16 protein-coding genes are annotated in these 21,417 nt (G+C 64.1%); 11 read left to right on the top strand and 5 right to left on the bottom strand.

Going from position 1 to position 21,417, the window contains the following annotated elements:
- The first annotated feature begins 97 nt into the window (after positions 1-97).
- From NGM28_RS08525 to gcvP, 4 genes are all read left to right on the top strand, one after another.
- Positions 98-1,720, top strand: a complete 1,623-nt coding sequence (locus tag NGM28_RS08525; protein WP_502943841.1) for an ABC transporter permease — start codon at positions 98-100, stop codon at positions 1,718-1,720.
- A gap of 125 nt (positions 1,721-1,845) precedes the next feature.
- Positions 1,846-2,928, top strand: a complete 1,083-nt coding sequence (gene gcvT / locus NGM28_RS08520) for a glycine cleavage system aminomethyltransferase GcvT (RefSeq protein ID WP_240065467.1) — start codon at positions 1,846-1,848, stop codon at positions 2,926-2,928.
- Between the two features lie 47 nt (positions 2,929-2,975).
- Positions 2,976-3,359: a glycine cleavage system protein GcvH gene (gene gcvH, locus NGM28_RS08515; protein ID WP_252089763.1), complete on the top strand. Its 384-nt coding sequence runs from the start codon at positions 2,976-2,978 to the stop codon at positions 3,357-3,359.
- Positions 3,360-3,519: 160 nt separating this feature from the next.
- The gene (gene gcvP / locus NGM28_RS08510) at positions 3,520-6,393 is read left to right on the top strand and encodes an aminomethyl-transferring glycine dehydrogenase (protein WP_252089762.1); all 2,874 of its coding nucleotides are present in this window, start codon (positions 3,520-3,522) and stop codon (positions 6,391-6,393) included.
- 101 nt (positions 6,394-6,494) lie between these two features.
- Here gcvP and NGM28_RS08505 read toward each other — a convergent pair whose 3' ends face one another.
- The 3 genes from NGM28_RS08505 to NGM28_RS08495 all read right to left on the bottom strand — a co-directional run bounded on the left by NGM28_RS08505 (position 6,495) and on the right by NGM28_RS08495 (position 8,994).
- Entirely contained in the window at positions 6,495-6,809 is a 315-nt protein-coding gene (locus NGM28_RS08505; RefSeq protein ID WP_011536284.1) for a DUF2388 domain-containing protein, read from the bottom strand.
- A 92-nt stretch (positions 6,810-6,901) separates the two neighbouring features.
- On the bottom strand, positions 6,902-8,569 hold the full coding sequence (locus tag NGM28_RS08500; RefSeq protein WP_252089760.1) for a GspE/PulE family protein: 1,668 nt from the start codon (positions 8,567-8,569) through the stop codon (positions 6,902-6,904).
- 98 nt (positions 8,570-8,667) lie between these two features.
- Positions 8,668-8,994 carry an ACT-like domain-containing protein gene (locus NGM28_RS08495; RefSeq protein ID WP_240065472.1) on the bottom strand — a complete coding sequence of 109 codons (327 nt, stop codon included), beginning with the start codon at positions 8,992-8,994 and terminating at the stop codon, positions 8,668-8,670.
- Between the two features lie 126 nt (positions 8,995-9,120).
- Between NGM28_RS08495 and NGM28_RS08490 the strand changes: the two genes are divergently transcribed.
- The gene (locus NGM28_RS08490; protein WP_011536281.1) at positions 9,121-9,591 is read left to right on the top strand and encodes an Lrp/AsnC family transcriptional regulator; all 471 of its coding nucleotides are present in this window, start codon (positions 9,121-9,123) and stop codon (positions 9,589-9,591) included.
- A gap of 88 nt (positions 9,592-9,679) precedes the next feature.
- Here the strand turns inward: NGM28_RS08490 and NGM28_RS08485 are convergent, their stop codons facing one another.
- Positions 9,680-11,059, bottom strand: coding sequence for a CYTH domain-containing protein (locus tag NGM28_RS08485; RefSeq protein ID WP_252089759.1), 1,380 nt, complete (start codon positions 11,057-11,059; stop codon positions 9,680-9,682).
- 247 nt (positions 11,060-11,306) lie between these two features.
- Here NGM28_RS08485 and argE point away from each other — a divergent pair, with 247 nt between their 5' ends.
- Both argE and argA read left to right on the top strand, forming a co-directional pair.
- Complete coding sequence (argE, locus tag NGM28_RS08480; RefSeq protein ID WP_240065474.1) at positions 11,307-12,449, top strand: acetylornithine deacetylase; 1,143 nt, start codon at positions 11,307-11,309, stop codon at positions 12,447-12,449.
- Between the two features lie 125 nt (positions 12,450-12,574).
- Entirely contained in the window at positions 12,575-13,873 is a 1,299-nt protein-coding gene (argA, locus tag NGM28_RS08475) for an amino-acid N-acetyltransferase (RefSeq protein WP_240065475.1), read from the top strand.
- A 203-nt stretch (positions 13,874-14,076) separates the two neighbouring features.
- On the opposite strand, the gene NGM28_RS08470 is transcribed toward argA, so the two are convergent.
- Positions 14,077-15,453: a glutamine synthetase family protein gene (locus NGM28_RS08470; protein WP_213658805.1), complete on the bottom strand. Its 1,377-nt coding sequence runs from the start codon at positions 15,451-15,453 to the stop codon at positions 14,077-14,079.
- A 667-nt stretch (positions 15,454-16,120) separates the two neighbouring features.
- Between NGM28_RS08470 and NGM28_RS08465 the strand changes: the two genes are divergently transcribed.
- The 4 genes from NGM28_RS08465 (at position 16,121) to NGM28_RS08450 (ending at position 21,412) form a co-directional block, all read left to right on the top strand.
- Positions 16,121-17,479, top strand: a complete 1,359-nt coding sequence (locus NGM28_RS08465) for a glutamine synthetase family protein (protein ID WP_240065476.1) — start codon at positions 16,121-16,123, stop codon at positions 17,477-17,479.
- A gap of 48 nt (positions 17,480-17,527) precedes the next feature.
- Positions 17,528-18,889: an aspartate aminotransferase family protein gene (locus NGM28_RS08460; RefSeq protein ID WP_252089757.1), complete on the top strand. Its 1,362-nt coding sequence runs from the start codon at positions 17,528-17,530 to the stop codon at positions 18,887-18,889.
- Between the two features lie 169 nt (positions 18,890-19,058).
- Complete coding sequence (locus NGM28_RS08455; RefSeq protein ID WP_084941111.1) at positions 19,059-20,156, top strand: polyamine ABC transporter substrate-binding protein; 1,098 nt, start codon at positions 19,059-19,061, stop codon at positions 20,154-20,156.
- A 161-nt stretch (positions 20,157-20,317) separates the two neighbouring features.
- Positions 20,318-21,412: a polyamine ABC transporter substrate-binding protein gene (locus tag NGM28_RS08450; protein ID WP_240065478.1), complete on the top strand. Its 1,095-nt coding sequence runs from the start codon at positions 20,318-20,320 to the stop codon at positions 21,410-21,412.
- Positions 21,413-21,417: the final 5 nt, after the last annotated feature.

The raw sequence follows: 21,417 nt of genomic DNA, 5'->3' as shown, positions 1-21,417 counted from the left end.
TGAAGCCGCTCCTACAGGATTGTACGGTCCCTTGTAGGAGCGGCTTCAGCCGCGAACGACCGCGCAGCGGTCGCCACCTGCAACCGAGACTCCTGCATTGCCCCATACCCTCCAACGCCGCTGGTACCTCCCGGTCTTCCTCAGCGCCGCCCTGGTCCTGCTGCCGCTGAGCGTCCTGGTGATCTCATGGCAGTCGGTCGACATGCAGATCTGGTCGCACCTGCTCGACACCCAGATGGGCCGCCTGCTGGGCAACACCCTCACGCTGGTGGTCGGCGTTGGCATCGGTGTGACCGTTCTGGGCGTGAGCCTGGCCTGGCTCACCAGCCTTTGTGAATTCCCGGGCCGGCGTTGGCTTGACTGGGCGTTGATGCTCCCCTTCGCCATCCCTGCCTATGTGCTGGCATTCGTCTTCGTCGGCCTGCTGGATTTCGCCGGCCCCGTGCAGACGGCGCTGCGCGAAGTGTTCGGGCCCATGCGCCTGCCGCGGGTGCGTTCCACCGGCGGGGTGATCACGGTCCTGGTACTGGTGTTCTATCCCTACGTCTACCTGCTGGCACGCACCGCTTTCCTGGCCCAGGGCAAGGGCCTGATGGAAGCGGCGCGGGTGCTTGGCCTGTCCCCCCTGCAAGCGTTCTGGCGCGTCGCCCTGCCCATGGCGCGCCCGGCCATCGGCGCGGGTATCGCCCTGGCGCTGATGGAAACCCTGGCCGATTTCGGCGCGGTGTCGGTGTTCAACTTCGACACCTTCACCACGGCCATCTACAAGACCTGGTACGGCTTCTTCAGCCTGTCCAGCGCGGCGCAGCTGGCCAGCCTGCTGTTGCTGGCGGTCATCCTGGTGTTGTACGGCGAGCGCCGCGCCCGCGGTGCCGGCCGCAGTGGCAATGAACGGCCACGGGGGCAGGCGCTTTATCACCTGCGCGGCGTCAAGGCGTTCGCCGCCAGCGCCTGGTGCCTGCTGGTGCTCACCTGCGCCTTCGTCATCCCGCTGCTGCAACTGCTGGCGTGGTTCTGGCAGCGAGGCCGGCACGACCTGGACGAGCGCTATTTCGGGCTGGTCATGCACACCCTGTATCTGGGAGGCATGGCCGCGTTGATCACGGTCAGCGTGGCCATGCTGCTGGCCTTCGCCCGCCGCCAGGCTCCGACCACGGGGATTCGTGCGGGGGTCGGGCTGGCCAACCTGGGCTACGCGTTGCCCGGCTCGGTGCTTGCCGTGTCGATCATGCTGGCGTTCAGCTACCTGGACAACCAACTGGTGATACCGCTTTCGCAGTGGTTGGGCGGGGCGGGCAAGCCGCTGTTGCTGGGCAGCCTGTCGGCGCTGCTGTTGGCCTACCTGGTGCGCTTCATCGCGGTCGCCTACGGGCCGTTGGAAAGCAGCCTGGAACGCATCCGGCCCTCCTTGCCGGAGGCATCGCGCAGCCTCGGCGTTGGTGGGGCAGGATTGTTTTTCAAGGTTTATCTGCCGCTGCTGGTGCCCGGGGCCCTGAGCGCCGCATTGCTGGTGTTCGTCGATGTGCTCAAGGAAATGCCGGCCACCTTGCTGATGCGCCCGTTCGGCTGGGACACCCTGGCCGTGCGTGTGTTCGAGATGACCAGCGAGGGTGAATGGGCGCGGGCTTCGTTGCCGGCGCTGACCCTGGTGCTGGTCGGTTTGCTGCCGGTGATCGGCCTGATCCGTCGTTCGGCCCATCGTCCGGGGCATCGGCGATAAGGGTGCCAGGGCGCTTCCTTGCGGCTACAATGCGCGGCATTCGCAGCGGCGGTTCCTACAAGAACAGGTGATCAATAAACAATTGCCGCCCGCCGCCGCCTCGCCACGCCCGGAAGGAGAAACCCATGGGACAGCGTACGCCTCTGTATGACCTGCACCTGGCGCTTGGCGCCAAGACGGTCGACTTCGGCGGTTGGGACATGCCCCTGCATTACGGCTCGCAGGTCGAGGAGCACCATCAGGTGCGCAGTGACTGCGGGGTTTTCGATGTCTCGCACATGACCGTCATCGATATCGAAGGCTGTGCCGCCACACCCTGGCTGCAGCACCTGCTCGCCAATGACGTGACGCGCCTGGAAAGCCCCGGCAAGGCGCTGTACAGCCCGTTGCTCAATCATGAAGGCGGGGTCATCGACGACCTGATCGCCTACCGCACCGAAGATGGCTACCGCCTGGTGGCCAACGCCGCCACTCGCGACAAGGTGCTGAACTGGCTGCAGGCGCAGAGCGCTGGCTTCAAGGTCAATTTCACCGCTCGCCCGGAGCTGGCAATCCTCGCGATTCAAGGCCCTCAAGCCCGCGAAAAGGTCGCCGCCCTGGTCAGCGCGCCGCGTGCCGCACTGATCCGCGAACTGCGCTCGTTCGAGGGCTTCGCCGAAGGTGACTGGTTCATCGCCCGTACGGGCTACACGGGCGAAGACGGTCTCGAGATCATCCTCCCCGGCGATCAGGCCCCGGCCTTCTTCAACGACCTGGTCGGTGCGGGCATCGCCCCCAGTGGCCTGGGTGCCCGTGACACGCTGCGCCTGGAAGCCGGCATGAACCTGTATGGCCAGGACATCGACGAGTCCCACACCCCACTGACTTCCAATCTCGGCTGGAGCGTCGCTTGGGAGCCGGCTGGCCGCGAGTTCGTCGGTCGCGGCGGCCTGCTGGCGGAAATCGAGCAGGGCGTGAAGGAAAAACTGGTCGGCCTGGTGCTCGAGGAGCGTGGTGTATTGCGCGCCCACCAAGTGGTCCGCGTATCCGGCATTGGCGAAGGGGAGATCACCAGTGGTAGTTTCTCGCCTACGCTGAGCAAATCCATTGCCCTGGCGCGTGTGCCCATGGCTACCGGTGATCGTGCCGAGGTGGAGATCCGCGGCAAGTGGTACCCGGTGCGTGTGGTCAAGCCAACCTTCGTGCGCCACGGCAAGATCCTGATCTGAACACTTAACGGCGGGCCGTCCGCTGACCCAATCGAGGAAGACAAGACATGAGCAATATTCCCGCCGACCTGCGTTTTGCCGAAAGCCATGAGTGGGCGCGTCTGGAAGCCGATGGCACGGTGACCGTGGGCATCAGCGACCATGCCCAGCAAGCCCTGGGTGACGTGGTGTTCGTCGAGCTGGCCGAAGTCGGCAAGGTGTTCTCGGCTGGCGACGCCGCGGGCGTGGTCGAATCGGTCAAGGCCGCTTCGGATATCTACGCGCCGGTGGGCGGCAAAGTGATCGCGGTCAACGACGAGCTGGACGGCAGCCCTGAGCTGCTGAACGAAGAACCCTACGATGCGTGGATCTTCAAGCTGAAGCCGAGCGACAAGGCCGAGCTGGACAAGCTGCTGGATGCTGCTGGCTACAAGGCCTTTATCGGCGAGTAACCCAGGTTCGCCAGCAAGCTGGCTCCTACAGGGGGTGTATCTGGTCTCGTAGGAGCCAGCTTGCTGGCGAACAGGCTTCACAAGTTTTCCCGCAATATCCCCGATCCCTTCCTAGACTTGTAAGTCTCCAAGAGAACTGGTCCAGGAAGAGATCGTCGCCATGTCCCAGTCGCCATCCCTGAGTCAACTGCAAGAGCCCAACCCTTTCCTGCGTCGTCACCTGGGCCCCGATGGCCCGGAGCAGCAGGCCATGCTCGAGGCACTGGGTGTCGCCAGCCGCGATGAGCTGATCGAACAGACCGTACCGCCCGGCATTCGCCTCAACCACCCCCTCGACCTGCCGCCAGCACTCGGCGAACAGGCCGCGCTCGACAAGCTTGCCGGCTATGCCGCGCAGAACCAGCTGTGGACCAGCCTGATCGGCATGGGCTACCACGCCACCGTCACCCCCACGGTCATCCTGCGCAATGTGCTGGAGAACCCGGGCTGGTATACCGCCTACACGCCCTATCAGCCGGAGATTGCCCAGGGGCGCCTGGAGGCATTGCTGAATTTCCAGCAGATGGTCATCGACCTGACCGGGCTGGCGCTGGCCAATGCCTCACTGCTCGACGAGGCCACCGCCGCCGCTGAAGCCATGGCCCTGGCCAAACGCGTGGCGCGCAGCAAGAGCAACGCCTTTTTTGCCGACGAGCACTGCCACCCGCAAACGCTGTCGGTACTCAAGACCCGCGCCGAGGGCTTCGGCTTCGAACTGATCGTCGATTCTGTGGATAACCTGGCCAGGCACAAGGTATTCGGGGCCTTGCTGCAATACCCGGACACCCACGGCGAAGTGCGTGACCTGCGCCCCCTCATCGACCAGTTGCACGGCCAGCAGGCACTGGCCTGCGTAGCCGCCGACATCCTCAGCCTGGTAGTGCTCACGCCACCGGGTGAGCTGGGGGCGGACGTGGTGCTCGGTTCGACCCAGCGCTTCGGCGTGCCCATGGGGTACGGCGGGCCCCATGCGGCCTATTTCGCCTGTCGCGATGACTTCAAGCGGGCCATGCCCGGGCGCATCATCGGCGTGTCCCGCGATGCCCGTGGCAACACCGCGCTACGCATGGCCCTGCAGACCCGCGAGCAACATATCCGCCGCGAGAAGGCCAACTCCAACATCTGCACGGCCCAGGTGCTGCTGGCCAACATCGCCGGTTTCTATGCCGTCTACCACGGCCCCGAAGGCCTGCAACGCATCGCCCAGCGCGTGCATCGGCTGACCTTCATCCTCGCCGCCGGGCTCGAGGCCAAGGGCCTCAAGCGGCTGAACCAACACTTCTTCGACACCCTTACGCTGGATGTCGGCGGCACCCAGGCGGCGATCATCACCAGTGCCGAGGATGCGCGCATCAACCTGCGCATTCTCGGGCGTGGGCACCTGGGTGTCAGCCTGGACGAAACCTGTGACGAAGCGACAGTGTACAAGCTGTTCGACATCTTCCTCGGTGTCGACCACGGGCTGGATATCGCCGAGCTTGATCAGAAGGCGCTGCCCGAGGGCATCCCCGGTGCCCTGGTACGACGCACGCCGCTCCTGCAGCACCCGGTGTTCAACCTGCACCACAGCGAAACCGAGATGCTGCGTTATCTCAAGCAGCTGGAGAACAAGGACCTGGCGCTGAACCAGTCGATGATCCCACTGGGCTCCTGCACCATGAAACTCAACGCCACCAGCGAGATGATCCCCATCACCTGGCCGGCATTCTCCCAACCCCACCCGTTCGCCCCGCTAACCCAGATGCAGGGCTACAAGGCGATGATCGACGAGCTGGAAAGCTGGTTGTGCGCGATCACCGGGTTCGACGCCATCTGCATGCAGCCCAACTCCGGCGCCCAGGGCGAGTATGCCGGGCTGATGGCCATTACCCGCTATCACCGCAGCCGCCACCAGCCCAGGCGCACCCTGTGCCTGATCCCGTCCTCGGCCCATGGCACCAACCCGGCATCGGCGCAAATGGCGGGGATGGACGTGGTGATCGTCGAGTGCGACGAGCAGGGCAACATCGACTTCGACGACCTCAAGGCCAAGGCGCAGGCGGCCGGTGATCGGCTGTCATGCCTGATGGTCACCTACCCGTCGACCCATGGAGTGTATGAAGAGGGCATCCGCGAGATCTGCGAGGTCGTGCACCAGCATGGCGGCCAGGTGTACATGGACGGTGCCAACCTCAACGCCCAGGTTGGCCTGACGCGGCCCGCCGACATCGGTGCCGACGTGTCGCACATGAACCTGCACAAGACCTTCTGCATCCCCCATGGCGGTGGCGGCCCAGGCATGGGCCCGATCGGCATCCGTGCCCACCTCAAGCCGTTCGTCGCCAGTCACCCGGTGGTGCCGGTGCCTGGCCTCGACCCGAACATGACGGCGGTCAGCGCCGCGCCCTGGGGCAGCGCCAGCATCCTGCCGATCAGCTGGATGTACATTGCGATGATGGGGCCGCAACTGGCCGATGCCAGCGAAGTGGCGATCCTCTCGGCCAACTACCTGGCCAGCCAGCTGCGCGATGCCTTCCCGGTGCTTTACCGTGGGCGCAACGAGCGTGTGGCCCACGAGTGCATCCTTGACCTGCGCCCGCTCAAGGCATTGACCGGCATCAGCGAGGAAGATGTGGCCAAGCGCCTGATGGACTATGGCTTCCATGCGCCGACCATGTCGTTCCCGGTGCCAGGCACGCTGATGGTCGAACCCACCGAGAGCGAGTCGAAGGCCGAGCTGGACCGGTTCGTCGAGGCGATGCTGGCGATCCGTGCGGAAATCGGCGAAGTGCAGGAGGGGAACTGGCCTGCCGAGGACAATCCGCTCAAGCATGCCCCGCATACCCTGGCCGATGTGCTGGCGCCGTGGGATCGGCCCTACAGCATCGAGCAGGGGGTGGCCCCCAGCACTCACGCGCGCCAGCACAAGTACTGGCCGGCGGTGAACCGGGTCGACAACGTGTATGGGGACAGGAATCTGTTCTGTGCGTGTGTGCCGGTGGAGGCGTATCGCTAATCAGGCGGGCTGTTCGTTGTAGGAGCGGCTTCAGCCGCGATGCGGATGGCACCCGCTTTGCGGGTGATCGCGGCTGAAGCCGCTCCTACAGGGCGTGGGGATTACTCGGCGACGGCGTTCTTGGCCAGGATCGCGTTGGCCAGCTCCATGTCGCTGGCCTGGACGCCTGGGTTGTCCGCGCGCACCTGGCGCATTGCGGCTTCCAGGTATGGCCCGCGGATCGCACCCTCGCTGGCGACGAAGCTGCCGGCGTCGTCCTGGGCGGCGACGATCAGCTTGTGGTCCTTGAACGTCAGGTAGGTCGAGGCGGTAGTGGCGCCGGAGGAAATCACGTTACGCCAGAACGTATCGGCCATGGCGGAGCCAATGGGCAGCGAGAACAGGACGGTGGCTGCGATGGCTGTTTTGAAACGCATGTTGAATCACCTCGGTGGATGAGGGCGGTTGAGATGCCGGTTTGATCCACTGACCTTGCGCCAAGTTCCCGGCCACGCAGGGGATTTCTTGGTTATCCACAGACGCGCAGTACCTCTTCCTGGCTGGTCAGGCCGCGCTCGATCTTGTCCTGTGCACAGCGGCGCAGGTCGCGCATGCCGTCGGCCAGGGCTTGCTGGTGCAGCGCGGCAATGTCGGTGGACGGTGTGATCCATTCGCGCAGGCGTGGGCTGACAGGCAGCAACTCGAACAGCCCGGTGCGGCCGTGATAGCCCGTGCCACGGCACTGGTGGCAGGCCTGTGTGCCGTGGCATGCCGGGCAAAGGGTGCGTACCAGGCGCTGGGCCAGGACGCCGCTCAAGGTGGCCTTGATCAGGTAGTCGGCGACGCCCAGTTCCTGCAGGCGGGTGATTGCTCCGCAGGCATCGTTGGTGTGCAGCGTCGACAACACCAGGTGGCCGGTCAATGCGGCCTGCACGGCCACTTGGGCGGTCTCCGGGTCGCGGATCTCGCCGATCATGATGATGTCCGGGTCCTGGCGCAGCAGGGCACGCACGCCATTGGCGAAGCCCAGGTCGAGCGCAGGCTGGACCTGAAGCTGGTTGATCGCCGGCTCCAGGCGTTCGATGGGGTCTTCGATGCTGCACAGGTTTACCTGTGGCGTGGCCAGGTGCCTGAGGCTGGCGTAGAGGGTGCTGGTCTTGCCTGACCCGGTGGGGCCGGTCACCAGCAGGATACCCCGGCGTTGACGCAGCAGCGCTTGCCATTGCTCCAGCATCGGGCCGTCCAGGCCCAGGCTTTCGAGGTTGTCGTGCAACTGCTGTGGATCGAACAGGCGCAGCACCAGCTTTTCACCGAACGGCGTCGGTAGTGTGGAAAGACGAAGCTCGGTCTCGGCGCCGCCTGGCAAGCGGCTCTTCAGGCGACCGTCCTGCGGGCGGCGCTTTTCCGCGACGTTCATCCGCCCCAGGTGCTTGAGGCGGCAGACCATGGCCAGGGTGACGTTTGCCGGAAAGCTGTAGACCTGTTGCAGCAGGCCATCGATGCGCAGGCGCAGGTGGCCTTGTTCCCTGCGGGGTTCCAGGTGGATATCGCTGGCCCGTTGCTCGATGGCGTACTGCAGCATCCAGTCGACGATATGCACGATATGGGCATCATCGGCGCTGGCCTGGGGCTGGTTGGCGCCCACTTCGAGTAACTGTTCCAGCTCACCCAGGCCCGGCGGGGGCTGGTCGCCGGCGCCGCGCACGGAGCGGGCCAGGCCGAAGAACGTCGGCCTCAGTTGGTGGATCTGCCTGGGGCTGGCCAGCACGCGGCATACCGTCTTGCCCAGGCTGAGCGCGAGCTCGGCCTCCCATTCGCGCAGGTAGGGCTGGGCCGTGGCCACCGTGATGGTGCCGGCGTCCACCGCGATGGGCAGTATGCCGTGACGCTGGGCGAAACCTGCGGACATCAGGCTGGCCACCCGGGCCAGGTCAACCTGCAGGGGGTCGATGTGCAGGAATGGCAGGTCAACCTGGTCTGCCAGCCAGCGGCACAGTGTGTTCAGGTCCAGCGGCTGGCCGGGGTGCAGCGGATCGGCCAGGTTGAGCGCGGCGATCAGTTCCAGGGGATGGTCGGTGGGGCAGGCCCTGGCCCGTTCGAGCACCTCCAGCGCGTCGCCGGCAGTGAGCCGGTGTTCGGCCAGCAGGGCGTCGAGCAGGCGGTTGAGGTCGAGGTCTTGGGTAGCGTGGGTGAGCATGGTGGCGTCCCTGCCGGGCGAACGGTGGCCTGGGCAAGGCTAGCCGGGGGCGATCATTGCTGCGCCGGCAAAGGGTTTCGGGATCTTGCGCGCGTTATTCAGCGCGCCACGACCTCGGCCAGTGCTGGCAGGTTTTCCAGGCTGACTTCGCTGACGCAGACCAGGTTGCGCAGCTTCTGCGCGATGACCTCGGCCCGGTGCCAGCTCAGGCCGCCGATGCCGATCTGCATGTCCAGCAGGTCGTCGCACTGGCTGACCTGCACGCTGTGCGGGGTGAGGAACTGCAGGGCGAACAGGTTGAGCACGCGGCACAGGCTGTCTGGCTCGGCTTCAGCCTGCAGGCGGTAGCGCACGGTGCTGTGGGCGGCGTTGGCGGCCCAGGCGTCGGCGCGAGGGGAGGTGAGGGGGCGTTCGAGTGCGTTCATGCCGGGTCTCCGCGAAAGTGCGGAAATTCTTGCACGGGGGACGGGGCATTTTTTCGCTATGATTTATTCGATTTGCCGCCTGATCGAATAATTCAATTTCATATTTAGCTGAATCGAGAATCAATTATGCAAAGCGAGTTGGACGCCTATGATCGACGCATCCTCGAATTGCTGCAGGAGGATGCTTCGTTATCCAGTGCGCAGATTGCCGAGCGCGTCGGGTTGTCGCAATCGCCTTGCTGGCGGCGTATCCAGCGCTTGAAGGAAGAGGGTGTGATCCGAGGCCAGGTGACCTTGCTGGACCGCAAGAAGGTGGGGTTGAACACGCAGATCTTCGCCGAGGTGAAACTCAATGCCCATGGCCGCTCGAACTTTGCCGAGTTCACCGAAGCGATCCGTGGGTTTCCCGAGGTGCTGGAGTGCTACGTGCTGATGGGGGCGGTGGACTTTCTGCTACGAATCGTCACGTCGGATATCGAGGCGTACGAGCGGTTCTTCTTCGAGAAGCTGTCGAATGTGCCCGGGATACAGGAGGTGAATTCGATCGTGGCGCTGTCGGAAATCAAGAGCACCACCAGCTTGCCGCTGGGGCGCTGAGGGGCGGTTCGCCGGCAAGCCGGCTCCTACGGACGGTGGACTGGGACAACCCAGACAGTGTAGGAGCCGGCTTGCCGGCGAAGGGGCCTCAAGCCTTGAGCAAGTACTTCCAGGCGCGGTTCTGCTCGATGGCGCGGGCCTGCTCGATGCGGGCCTCCAGCAGTTCGTCCTTGTGCTCGTCCAGCAGCGGATGTTCGGCCAGCTGGTGCAGCTTGTTCAGCTCACCGTAGAGGCGGTCCAGCTGCGGCAGGTCCAGCACCTGGCGCGCATGGTGCAGCCAGGCCTGCACGCACTCGATGCGCGGCAGCTGTTCGGCCAGGTCTTCCGGGCGCTGCACGTACAATGGCAGCTTCAGGGCCCGGGCTTCCTCGCCCAGTTGGTGTTGTAGCCAGCTGGCCAGCTGGGCCTTGCCCTGGCGTTCGCCACGGCCCTTGCGTTCGGCGGTCCAGGCACGGGCGTTCAGCCAGTTGGCAGTCTCCAGGGAGAACTGGCCCCAGCGCACATCTTCAAGCTCTTCGGCGAATTGCTCGGGCGCGGCGCGGCGAATGTCTTCGTCGTCGTTGCCGGCCTGGACCAGTGGGCGCCAGTCTTCCAGCAGCGCATCGAGGCTGCTGCGCAGGGCGCGGGTGGTCGGGCGCGGCGCGGCTTGGCCGAGGCTGCCAGTGAGCGCGCGCAGTTCGGCCAGGCAGCGGACCCAGTCCTGCAGCAGGCGCCAGTGGCCGTTGTGGCGGAATTGCTCGGCCAGGCGCTGGCTGCTGCCCAGCAGTTGCCAGGCCAGGGCGGTGAAGGCGTCGTCCAGGGGTGTCTCGGCGTCCAGTTCGGTGCTTGGCAGGTCCAGCTCGTAGCTGTCCGGGTCGAGCAGGCGGTAGCCGCGTTCGGCCTTGCTGATGTCGCAGGGCATCAGCGGCAGCGCGGCGGCCAGCTCGGCGGCCAGTTCCAGCAGCGCTTGCGGCGCGCCCTCTCGCAGCTCCAGTTCCAGCTCGCAGATTTCTTCCTTGCGCTTGCCGGCGATCACGAAGCCTCGGTCCAGCGCGGCCTCGATCACCACCTTGGCCTTGCCACGGCCCCAGGCGATTTCGGCGTATTCGCGGGTGAAGTCGGTGGTGAACAGCGGCTTGATGGTCTTCTTGTCGAGGTCGGCCAGTTGTTCGGGCCAGCAGGTGGCGTCGAGCTTCTTCAGGTCGAGCTTGACCTTGTCCAGGTGCCATTCGTACTCGTTGCGCTCGGACAGGCCGGCCACGCTCTGGCCTCGGCACTTGAGGGTCTGGATGATGACCTCGCCGTCGCGGCGCAGGCGCAAGGCGACGCGGGCGGCGGAGAGCTCGCGCTCCGGGGTGTCGAAGTACTGGTTGAGCAGTTCGCGGGTCTGCCAGCCGGACTTGTTGCGCTTCTTCAGCAGCGGGTGCTCGCGCAGGGCGTCAAGGGTCTCGCGGCTGGCGCGGAGTTTCAGTTCGGTTTCTTTGTGCATCGCGGGCTCGGGAAGGAGGGGCGTCGTTGGCGAGCAGTCTACAGGAGTCGGCTGTGCCCTGCCGGGTTTGGGGCCGCTTTGCGGCCCATCGCGGGTAAACCCGCTCCTGCAGGGGGCGCAATCCTGTAGGAGCCAGCCTTGCTGGCGATGCCCGGCATAGCCGGGCCCGCTTCCACAGGCAAGACACTTGTTCCACGCAGGGATTGCATTGTTATGATGGCCTCCAATGCCGTCGAGGAGTCCGCGCATGCCGTTGCCGTCGCTGAAAGACCAGTTCGCCGCCCTGATCGCCGCCCCTTCGGTCAGCTGCACCCAGCCCGCGCTGGACCAGTCCAACCGCCCGGTCATCGACCTGCTGGCCGGTTGGCTGGGCGACCTTGGCTTCACCTGCGAGATCCAGCAGGTCAGCCCCGGCAAGTTCAACCTGCTGGCCAGCCGTGGCACCGGCCCGGGCGGCCTGGTGCTGGCCGGGCACAGCGACACTGTGCCCTACGACCCTCAGCTGTGGAGCAGCGACCCGCTCAAGCTGACCGAGGTGGATGGCCGCTGGGTGGGGCTGGGCAGTTGCGACATGAAAGGCTTCTTCGCCCTGGTCATCGATGCCGTGATCCCGCTGCTCGAACACGACTTCAAGCAACCGCTGCTGATCCTCGCCACCTGTGACGAGGAAAGCTCCATGTCGGGCGCCCGCGCCCTGGCCGCAGCCGGCCAGCCGCTCGGGCGAGCGGCGGTGATCGGCGAACCCACTGGGCTCAAGCCGATCCGCATGCACAAAGGCATCCTGATGGACCGCATCGATATCCTCGGGCGCAGTGGCCATTCGTCGGATCCGAGCCTGGGCCGCAGCGCCATGGAGGCCATGCATGCGGTGATGGGCGAGCTGATGGACCTGCGTCGCGGCTGGCAGGAGAAATACCGCAACCCGCAGTTCAGCGTGCCCACCCCCACCCTGAACTTCGGTTGTATCCACGGTGGCGACAACCCCAATCGCATCTGCGGCCAGTGCGCCCTGGAGTTCGACCTGCGCCCGCTGCCGGGCATGGATGTGGAGCCGCTGCGCGCCGCCATTCGCGCCAAGCTGGAACCGCTGGCGGAGCGTCACGAAGTCCGCATCGACTACGCGCCGCTATTCCCCGAAGTGCCGCCGTTCGAGCAGGCCGCCGACAGCGAGCTGGTGCTGTTGGCCGAGCGCCTGACCGGCCATCGTGCCGAAGCAGTGGCCTTTGGCACCGAAGCGCCTTATCTTCAGCAGCTTGGTTGCCAGACCATCGTACTCGGCCCAGGCGACATCGCCTGCGCCCACCAGCCTGGCGAATACCTTGAAATGTCACGCATCGAGCCTACCGTGCGTCTATTGCGTGACCTGATCCGGCACTATTGCCTGAGCTAAACGTCCATTGAGCTGATTCGTTCCTGCCTAGAGGAGACCGCGCGTGACCGCAAGCCTGTTCCGACGATGACTTTCGAACGTTGTGAGCCTTTTCGTTCTCCGTTCACTTATCCACAGGCCTTGTCATGCCCGATTACGTCAACTGGCTGCGCCATGCTTCTCCCTACATCAACGCCCACCGCGACTGCACCTTCGTGGTCATGCTTCCGGGGGACGGGGTTGAACACCCTAATTTCGGCAATATCGTCCACGACCTGGTACTGCTGCACAGCCTTGGCGTGCGCCTGGTGCTGGTACACGGCTCGCGTCCGCAGATCGAAAGCCGCCTGGCCGCTCGCGGCCTGACCCCGCATTACCACCGCGGCATGCGCATCACCGACGCGGCCACCCTGGACTGCGTGATCGATGCGGTCGGCGCCTTGCGCCTGGCCATCGAGGCACGCCTGTCGATGGACATGGCGGCCTCGCCCATGCAGGGCTCGCGCTTGCGCGTGGCCTCCGGCAACCTGGTCACTGCGCGGCCGATCGGTGTGCTGGAAGGGGTCGATTATCACCACACCGGCGAAGTGCGCCGGGTCGACCGCAAGGGTATCAACCGCCTGCTCGATGAGCGCTCCATCGTGCTGCTGTCGCCACTGGGTTATTCGCCCACCGGCGAGATCTTCAACCTGGCCTGCGAGGACGTCGCCACCCGTGCCGCCATCGAGCTGGGTGCCGACAAGCTGCTGCTGTTCGGTGCCGAGCGCGGACTGCTGGACGAACAAGGCCAGCTGGTGCGCGAACTGCGTCCACAGCAGGTGGCGCCGCATCTGCTGCGCCTGGGCAGTGATTACCAGGGCGAGTTGCTCGATGCCGCCGCCGAGGCCTGCAAGGGCGGTGTAGCGCGCAGCCATATCGTCAGTTACGCCGAAGATGGCGCGTTGCTGACCGAGCTGTTCACCCGCGGCGGTGGCGGCACGCTGGTGTCCCAGGAGCAGTTCGAAGTGGTGCGCGAGGCGACCATCGACGATGTCGGTGGCTTGCTGGACCTGATCAGCCCGCTGGAAGAGCAGGGCATCCTGGTGCGCCGTTCGCGCGAGGTGCTGGAGCGGGAGATCGAGCAGTTCAGCGTGGTCGAGCGTGAAGGCATGATCATCGCCTGCGCGGCGCTGTACCCGATTGCCGATTCCGAAGCGGGGGAGCTGGCGTGCCTGGCGGTGAACCCGGAGTACCGGCATGGCGGGCGCGGTGATGAGTTGCTCGAGCGTATCGAGACGCGGGCGCGGGCGCTGGGGCTGAACACCTTGTTCGTGCTGACGACCCGCACCGCGCACTGGTTCCGCGAGCGTGGCTTCTCGCCCAGCGAGGTGGAGCGGCTGCCGGCGGCGCGGGCTTCGCTGTACAACTACCAGCGCAATTCGAAGATCTTCGAGAAACCTCTGTAAACACGCTCGCAGGCTTGCGCCGTCCCTGTAGGAGCGGCCTGGTGCCGCGAAAGGGCCGCGCAGCGGCCCCGGCAATTTCAGGTTGACGCACAAATCCTGGGGGCGCTTCGCACCCCTTTCGCGGCACAAGGCCGCTCCTACAGGGGGATTGAGTGTGTCTGGAGGCCAATGAAAAACGCCGCCCCTGGGGGCGGCGTTTTCGTTCACACGGTGTGCAGGTACCAGTTGTACTCGAGGTCGGAGATCGAATGCTCGAACTCCTCCAGCTCGCTTTCCTTGCACGCGACGAAGATGTCGATGTACTTCGGATCGATGTACTTGTTGAGGATCTCGCTGTCGTCCAGCTCGCGCAGGGCATCGCGCAGGTTGTTCGGCAGGCTCTGCTCCAGCTGCTCGTACGAGTTGCCTTCGATCGGTTCACCCGGCTCGATCTTGTTGGTCAGGCCGTGGTGCACACCGGCCAGCACAGCCGCCATCATCAGGTACGGGTTGGCGTCGGCACCGGCCACGCGGTGCTCGATGCGCACGGCATCCGGCGAACCGGTTGGGACGCGCAGGGCGACGGTGCGGTTGTCCAGGCCCCAGCTCGGTGCGTTCGGCACATAGAACTGCGCGCCGAAACGGCGGTACGAGTTGACGTTCGGGCAAAGGAACGCCATCGAAGCAGGCAGGGTCTCGAGCACACCGCCGACAGCGTGACGTAGCGCGGCGTTCTGCTCGGGATCCTCGCTGGTGAAGATGTTGTTGCCATCTTTGTCCAGCACGGAGATGTGTACATGCAGGCCGTTGCCTGCCTGGCCCGGGTAGGGCTTGGCCATGAAGGTGGTGTCCATTTCATGGTCGTAGGCGATGTTCTTGATCAGGCGCTTGAGCAGTACCGCATAGTCACAAGCCTTGAGCGGATCAGGTACGTGGTGCAGGTTGACTTCGAACTGCGCCGGGGCGCTTTCCTTGACGATGGCGTCGGCGGGGATGCCTTGCTCTTTCGCGCCTTCGAGGATGTCCTGCAGGCAGTCGGCGTATTCGTCGAGGTCGTCGATCAGGTACACCTGGGTCGACTGCGGGCGCTTGCCCGAGATGGGGGAGCGCGGCGGCTGCGGACGGCCGTTCACGTTCTCCTGGTCGATCAGGTAGAACTCCAGCTCGAACGCGGCGCAGATGGTCAGGCCCATCTCGGTGAACTTGCTCACCACCTGGCGCAGCACTTCGCGGGGGTCGGCGAAGAACGGCTCGCCTTCGATTTCGTGCATGGTCATCAGCAGCTGCGCGGTCGGGCGCTTCTGCCAGGGTTCATTGGAGAGGGTGCCGGGGATGGGGTAGCAGATGCGGTCGGCATCGCCGATGTCCAGGCCAAGGCCGGTACTTTCGACGGTCGAACCGTTGATATCCAGGGCGAAGAGGGAGGCGGGCAGGTTGATGCCTTTCTCGTAAACCTTGTGGAGGCTGGTGCGCTCGATGCGCTTGCCACGCACCACACCATTCATATCTGCAATCAGAAGGTCAACGTAGAGAACCTCAGGATGTTCCTTAAGGAACGCGTTCGCTTCGTTAAGCTGAACGGCACGCGGGGGTACCGACATGATGCAACACCTTTTTTGTTAAAAATATCAATCAAGGGGGGCTTGCAACCCCAGTCAATCGGAAAGACCAGGTTAAGTCAAGCCAGCCCCATGATGCCCTTAAATGGCACATCTACGGCAGATTTGCTGCATATCAGGGCGTGCCATTATCCGCTATTTTCGTCCTGAAGGGTTATCCCGAGCGGGGCGTGTTTTATTTTTTACGGAGAGGTTGTGAAAAAAAATGAACGAGGATAAGCTCGGTCACAACCCAGAACACAATAATACGAGGGTCACATGGTCCGCCTGTCGAGACCTGTCAGCGCCGCATGCACGGTGCGTTCAGGCACATCTCCCGGTTACCGTCCGATCATTGCGCGCCTGCATCAATGGGCTGTCGCACTGGCCGCAATAATTGACGGTTCGCACAAAAAAACCATACCTCGTAACGTTTTACCGCACGTCTTCCTTTCTATCTGCCCTTCGCTTTCATCACGGACACGCTCTTATGCAGTGTATCCACTGCCGTCCTGCGCGGGGCCTTTTGCTTTAGCCATGCACAGCATCCAGAATCAAGGCGCGGGCCTGTCCAGGCCCCTCGGCGCCGTGCGCGCCGATTTTGACCGACGCCAGGCGTCAGTGGCTGCCGGCATCCATCGTCCGGGCCACATTACCTCCTGAGGTATTTATGAGTAACAACCTCGACCAGCTCACCGATTGGTTGAAAGAGCACAAGATCACCGAAGTGGAATGCCTGATCAGCGACCTGACCGGCATCACCCGCGGCAAGATCTCGCCAACCAACAAGTTCATCGCCGAGAAGGGCATGCGCCTGCCCGAGAGCGTGCTGCTGCAGACCGTGACCGGCGACTACGTCGACGACGACATCTATTACGACCTGCTCGACCCGGCCGACATCGACATGATCTGCCGCCCCGACGAGAAGGCGGTGTTCCTGGTGCCATGGGCCATCGAGCCGACCGCCCAGGTGATCCACGACACCTACGACAAGAAAGGCAACCCGGTCGAGCTGTCGCCGCGCAACGTCCTCAAGCGCGTCCTCAAGCTTTACTCCGACAAGGGCTGGCAGCCGATCGTCGCGCCGGAGATGGAGTTCTACCTGACCAAGCGCAGCGAAGACCCGGACTTCCCGTTGCAGCCGCCCGTGGGCCGCTCCGGCCGCCCGGAAACCGGCCGCCAGTCGTTCTCCATCGAAGCCGCCAACGAATTCGACCCGCTGTTCGAAGATGTCTACGACTGGTGCGAACTGCAGCAGCTGGACCTCGACACGCTGATCCACGAAGACGGCACGGCGCAGATGGAGATCAACTTCCGTCATGGCGACGCGCTGCACCTGGCTGACCAGATCCTGGTGTTCAAGCGCACCATGCGCGAGGCGGCGCTCAAGCACAACGTGGCCGCCACCTTCATGGCCAAGCCCATGACCGGTGAACCGGGCAGCGCCATGCACTTGCACCAGAGCGTGGTCGACATGGCCACCGGCAAGAACATCTTCTCCAACGCCGATGGCAGCATGAGCGAGCTGTTCCTGCATCACATCGGCGGCTTGCAGAAGTTCATTCCCGAGGCGCTGCCGCTGTTCGCGCCCAACGTCAACTCATTCCGCCGCTTCCTGCCCGACACCTCGGCGCCGGTGAACGTCGAATGGGGCGAGGAGAACCGCACCGTGGGCCTGCGCGTGCCGGATGCCGGCCCGCAAAACCGTCGGGTCGAGAACCGCCTGCCAGGCGCCGACGCCAACCCGTACCTGGCCATCGCCGCCAGCCTGCTGTGTGGCTATATCGGCATGGTCGAAGGCATCGAGGCCAGCGCGCCGGTGCAGGGCCGTGGCTACGAACGCCGCAACCTGCGCCTGCCGCTGACCATCGAGGATGCCCTCGAGCGCATGGAGAACAGCCAGGCGCTGGTGCAGTACCTGGGCAAGAAATTCATCACCGGCTACGTCGCCACCAAGCGCGCCGAGCATGAGAACTTCAAGCGAGTCATCAGCTCCTGGGAGCGTGAGTTCCTGCTGTTTGCTGTGTGATCAACCCTGAGGCCGCCTGGGGGCGGCCACCGGACCATGGAGAAGCACATGAGCGTCAACAACCCGCAAACCCGTGAATGGCAGGCCCTGAGCGGCGAGCACCACCTTGCACCCTTCAGCGACTACAAGCAGTTGAAGGAGAAGGGGCCGCGCATCATCACCAAGGCGCAGGGCGTGCATTTGTGGGACAGCGAGGGGCACAAGATCCTCGACGGCATGGCCGGCCTGTGGTGCGTGGCGGTGGGCTACGGCCGTGAAGAGCTGGTGCAGGCAGCAGAGAAACAGATGCGCGAACTGCCGTACTACAACCTGTTCTTCCAGACCGCTCACCCGCCAGCCCTGGAGCTGGCCAAGGCGATCACCGACGTGGCGCCCGAGGGCATGACCCATGTGTTCTTCACCGGCTCCGGCTCCGAAGGCAACGACACCGTGCTGCGCATGGTGCGCCACTACTGGGCGCTCAAGGGCAAGCCGCACAAGCAGACCATCATCGGCCGCATCAACGGCTACCACGGCTCCACTTTTGCGGGTGCGTGCCTCGGCGGCATGAGCGGCATGCACGAGCAGGGCGGCCTGCCGATCCCGGGCATCGTGCACATCCCGCAGCCTTACTGGTTCGGCGAAGGCGGTGACATGACCCCGGATGAATTCGGGGTGTGGGCAGCCGAGCAGTTGGAGAAGAAGATTCTCGAAGTCGGCGAGGACAACGTTGCCGCCTTCATCGCCGAGCCGATTCAGGGTGCCGGCGGGGTAATCATTCCACCTGAAACCTACTGGCCGAAGGTCAAGGAAATTCTGGCGAAGTACGACATCCTGTTCGTCGCCGACGAAGTGATCTGTGGTTTCGGCCGCACGGGCGAGTGGTTCGGCTCCGACTACTACGACCTCAAACCCGACCTGATGACCATCGCCAAGGGCCTGACTTCCGGTTACATCCCCATGGGCGGTGTGATCGTGCGTGACAAAGTGGCCAAGGTGATCAGCGAAGGTGGTGACTTCAACCACGGCTTCACCTACTCCGGCCACCCGGTGGCGGCGGCGGTGGGCCTGGAAAACCTGCGCATCCTGCGCGACGAGAAGATCGTCGAGCGCGCCCGCACGGAAACGGCACCGTATTTGCAAAAACGACTGCGTGAGCTGCAGGACCACCCGCTGGTGGGCGAGGTACGCGGCCTGGGCCTGCTCGGTGCGATCGAGCTGGTCAAGGACAAGGCGACCCGCAGCCGTTACGAAGGCAAGGGTGTGGGCATGATCTGCCGCACCCACTGCTTCGAGAACGGCCTGGTGATGCGCGCGGTAGGCGACACCATGATCATCGCGCCGCCGCTGGTGATCAGCCGCGACGAGATCGACGAACTGGTGGAAAAGGCGCGCAAGTGCCTGGATTTGACGTACGAAGCGATCAAGTGACGGTCTGCTAGGCTGGCGAGGTGACATTAAGTCGTTACAGGGCCCTGCTTCGGTTGAAACAGCGCCTTGTAACTTGCCAGACTAACGGCTGTTTCAGTCGCCCAGCGCGCGTCCCGTGGTACCTGGCTGCTGAACAGATGGCTTGATAATAAATTCTGGAGCATTACGCATGAAGAAATTGGGCAAGACGCTGCTGGCCGCCGCCCTGATGGGTGCCATGGCTACTGCTGTTCAGGCTGACGACAAGGTGCTGCACGTCTACAACTGGTCGGACTACATCGCCCCGGACACCGTGGCCAACTTCGAGAAGCAGACCGGCATCAAGGTGGTCTACGACGTCTTCGACAGCAACGAGACCCTCGAAGCCAAGCTGCTGGCAGGCAAGTCGGGCTACGACATCGTCGTGCCGTCCAACAACTTCCTGGCCAAGCAGATCAAGGCCGGCGTCTACCAGGAGCTGGACCGCTCCAAGCTGCCCAACTGGAAGAACCTCGACCCGGCACTGCTCAAGGCCGTGGGTGATGCCAGTGACCCGGGCAACAAGTTCGCCTTCCCGTACATGTGGGGCTCCATCGGCATCGGCTACAACCCGGAGAAGGTCAAGGCCGCGCTGGGCGTGGACAAGATCGACTCGTGGGACGCCGTGTTCAAGCCTGAGAACATCGCCAAGCTCAAGAGCTGCGGCGTGAGCTTCCTCGATGCCCCGACCGAGATGATCCCGGCCGCGCTGCACTACCTGGGCCTGCCGAGCGACAGCACCAAGAAGGAAGACCTGAAGGCCGCGGAAGACCTGTTCCTGAAGATCCGTCCGTCGATCACCTACTTCCACTCCTCCAAGTACATCTCGGACCTGGCCAACGGCAACATCTGCGTGGCCGTGGGTTACTCGGGTGACCTGGAGCAGTCCAAGGCCCGTGCCCACGAGGCCGGCGACAAGGTCAAGCTGAGCTACACCATTCCGAAGGAAGGTGCCGGTACCTTCTACGACATGGTCGCCATTCCGAAAGATGCCGAGAACGTCGAGGCCGCCTACAAGTTCATGGACTTCCTACTGCAGCCGGAAGTGATGGCCGGCATCACCAATGCCGTGCGCTTCCCGAACGGCAACAAGGCCGCCACCCCGCTGGTGGACAAAGAGATCACCAGCGACCCGGCGATCTACCCGTCCGATGACGTGAAGGCCAAGCTGTACGCCATCAAGGCACCGGAGAAGACCGCCCAGCGCGAGATCACCCGCAGCTGGACCAAGATCAAGTCGGGCAAGTAAGCCCGATGCAAGGCCCTCTGGGCCGGGGTTTCCCGGCCCGGAGGCAGGTTAAGGCAAATAAGTTTGCGGCATCCACGCCGTGAAGGTAAGTTGCGCGCCGGTTTTGCGTGTGCGGCCGAGTTTTTCCGCCACTTGAGGCACTGATTGTGAGGACCACCCACTTGTCCATTTCTGTATTTCGCAAGGCCTTGATGGCTGGAGCGGGTCTGACGCTGGCTTGCAGCGTCCAAGCGGCGCCCACGGTGCACATCTACAACTGGTCCGACTATGTCGGCCCCAATACCCTTGCCGAGTTCCAGAAGGAAACCGGCATCACCCCCAAATACGACGTCTTCGACAGCAACGAGACGCTGGAAGGCAAGTTGCTGGCCGGGCGTACCGGCTACGACGTGGTCGTACCGTCCAACCATTTCCTCGGCAAGCAGATCAAGGCGGGCGCGTTCCAGAAGCTCGACCGTGACCTGCTGCCCAACTACGCGAACCTCGACCCGGCGCTGATGAAGCGCCTGGAGAAGAACGACCCGGGCAACCAGTACGCCGTCCCCTACCTGTGGGGCACCAATGGCATCGGCTACAACGTCGAGAAGGTCAAGGCGGCGCTGGGCACCGACAAGATCGACTCCTGGGCGGTGCTGTTCGAACCCGAGAACATGAAGAAGCTCGCCAAGTGCGGCGTGGCCTTCCTCGACTCGGCCGACGAGATGCTCCCGGCCGTGCTCAACTACATGGGGCTGGACCCCAACAGCAGCAACCCGAAGGACTACCAGAAGGCGGAAGAGAAACTGCTGGCCGTGCGCCCGTACGTGACCTACTTCCACTCCTCGAAATACATCACCGATCTCGCCAACGGCGACATCTGCGTGGCCGCCGGCTTCTCCGGCGACGTGTTCCAGGCCAAGGCCCGCGCTGAGGAAGCGAAGAAGGGCGTGAAACTGGCCTACGCCATCCCGAAGGAAGGCGGCAACCTTTGGTTCGATGTGCTGGCGATCCCCAAGGATGCCAGCAACGTCAAGGAGGCCCATGCCTTCATCAACTATTTGCTGAAACCTGAGGTGATCGCCCAGGTCAGTGATTACGTCGGTTACGCCAACCCGAACCCCAAGGCTGGCGACCTGATGGACCAGGCCGTGAGGACTGACGCCGCGGTTTACCCACCGCAGGAAGTGCTGGACAAGATGTTCGTCAACTCTGAGTTGCCACCCAAGGTGCAACGTTTGATGACCCGCAGCTGGACCAAGGTCAAGTCGGGCAAGTAACAATC

Source organism: Pseudomonas sp. MWU13-3659 (assembly GCF_023757525.1).
Taxonomy (GTDB): domain Bacteria; phylum Pseudomonadota; class Gammaproteobacteria; order Pseudomonadales; family Pseudomonadaceae; genus Aquipseudomonas; species Aquipseudomonas entomophila_E.
This window is presented reverse-complemented; position numbering and strand designations above follow the sequence as displayed.

Coding starts and splice junctions, on each gene's coding strand:
- gcvT (WP_240065467.1), top strand. CDS start 1,846: ATGGGACAGCGTACGCCTCTGTATGACCTGCACCTGGCGCTTGGCGCC.
- gcvH (WP_252089763.1), top strand. CDS start 2,976: ATGAGCAATATTCCCGCCGACCTGCGTTTTGCCGAAAGCCATGAGTGG.
- gcvP (WP_252089762.1), top strand. CDS start 3,520: ATGTCCCAGTCGCCATCCCTGAGTCAACTGCAAGAGCCCAACCCTTTC.
- NGM28_RS08505 (WP_011536284.1), bottom strand. CDS start 6,809: ATGCGTTTCAAAACAGCCATCGCAGCCACCGTCCTGTTCTCGCTGCCC.
- NGM28_RS08500 (WP_252089760.1), bottom strand. CDS start 8,569: ATGCTCACCCACGCTACCCAAGACCTCGACCTCAACCGCCTGCTCGAC.
- NGM28_RS08495 (WP_240065472.1), bottom strand. CDS start 8,994: ATGAACGCACTCGAACGCCCCCTCACCTCCCCTCGCGCCGACGCCTGG.
- NGM28_RS08490 (WP_011536281.1), top strand. CDS start 9,121: ATGCAAAGCGAGTTGGACGCCTATGATCGACGCATCCTCGAATTGCTG.
- NGM28_RS08485 (WP_252089759.1), bottom strand. CDS start 11,059: ATGCACAAAGAAACCGAACTGAAACTCCGCGCCAGCCGCGAGACCCTT.
- argE (WP_240065474.1), top strand. CDS start 11,307: ATGCCGTTGCCGTCGCTGAAAGACCAGTTCGCCGCCCTGATCGCCGCC.
- argA (WP_240065475.1), top strand. CDS start 12,575: ATGCCCGATTACGTCAACTGGCTGCGCCATGCTTCTCCCTACATCAAC.
- NGM28_RS08470 (WP_213658805.1), bottom strand. CDS start 15,453: ATGTCGGTACCCCCGCGTGCCGTTCAGCTTAACGAAGCGAACGCGTTC.
- NGM28_RS08465 (WP_240065476.1), top strand. CDS start 16,121: ATGAGTAACAACCTCGACCAGCTCACCGATTGGTTGAAAGAGCACAAG.
- NGM28_RS08460 (WP_252089757.1), top strand. CDS start 17,528: ATGAGCGTCAACAACCCGCAAACCCGTGAATGGCAGGCCCTGAGCGGC.
- NGM28_RS08455 (WP_084941111.1), top strand. CDS start 19,059: ATGAAGAAATTGGGCAAGACGCTGCTGGCCGCCGCCCTGATGGGTGCC.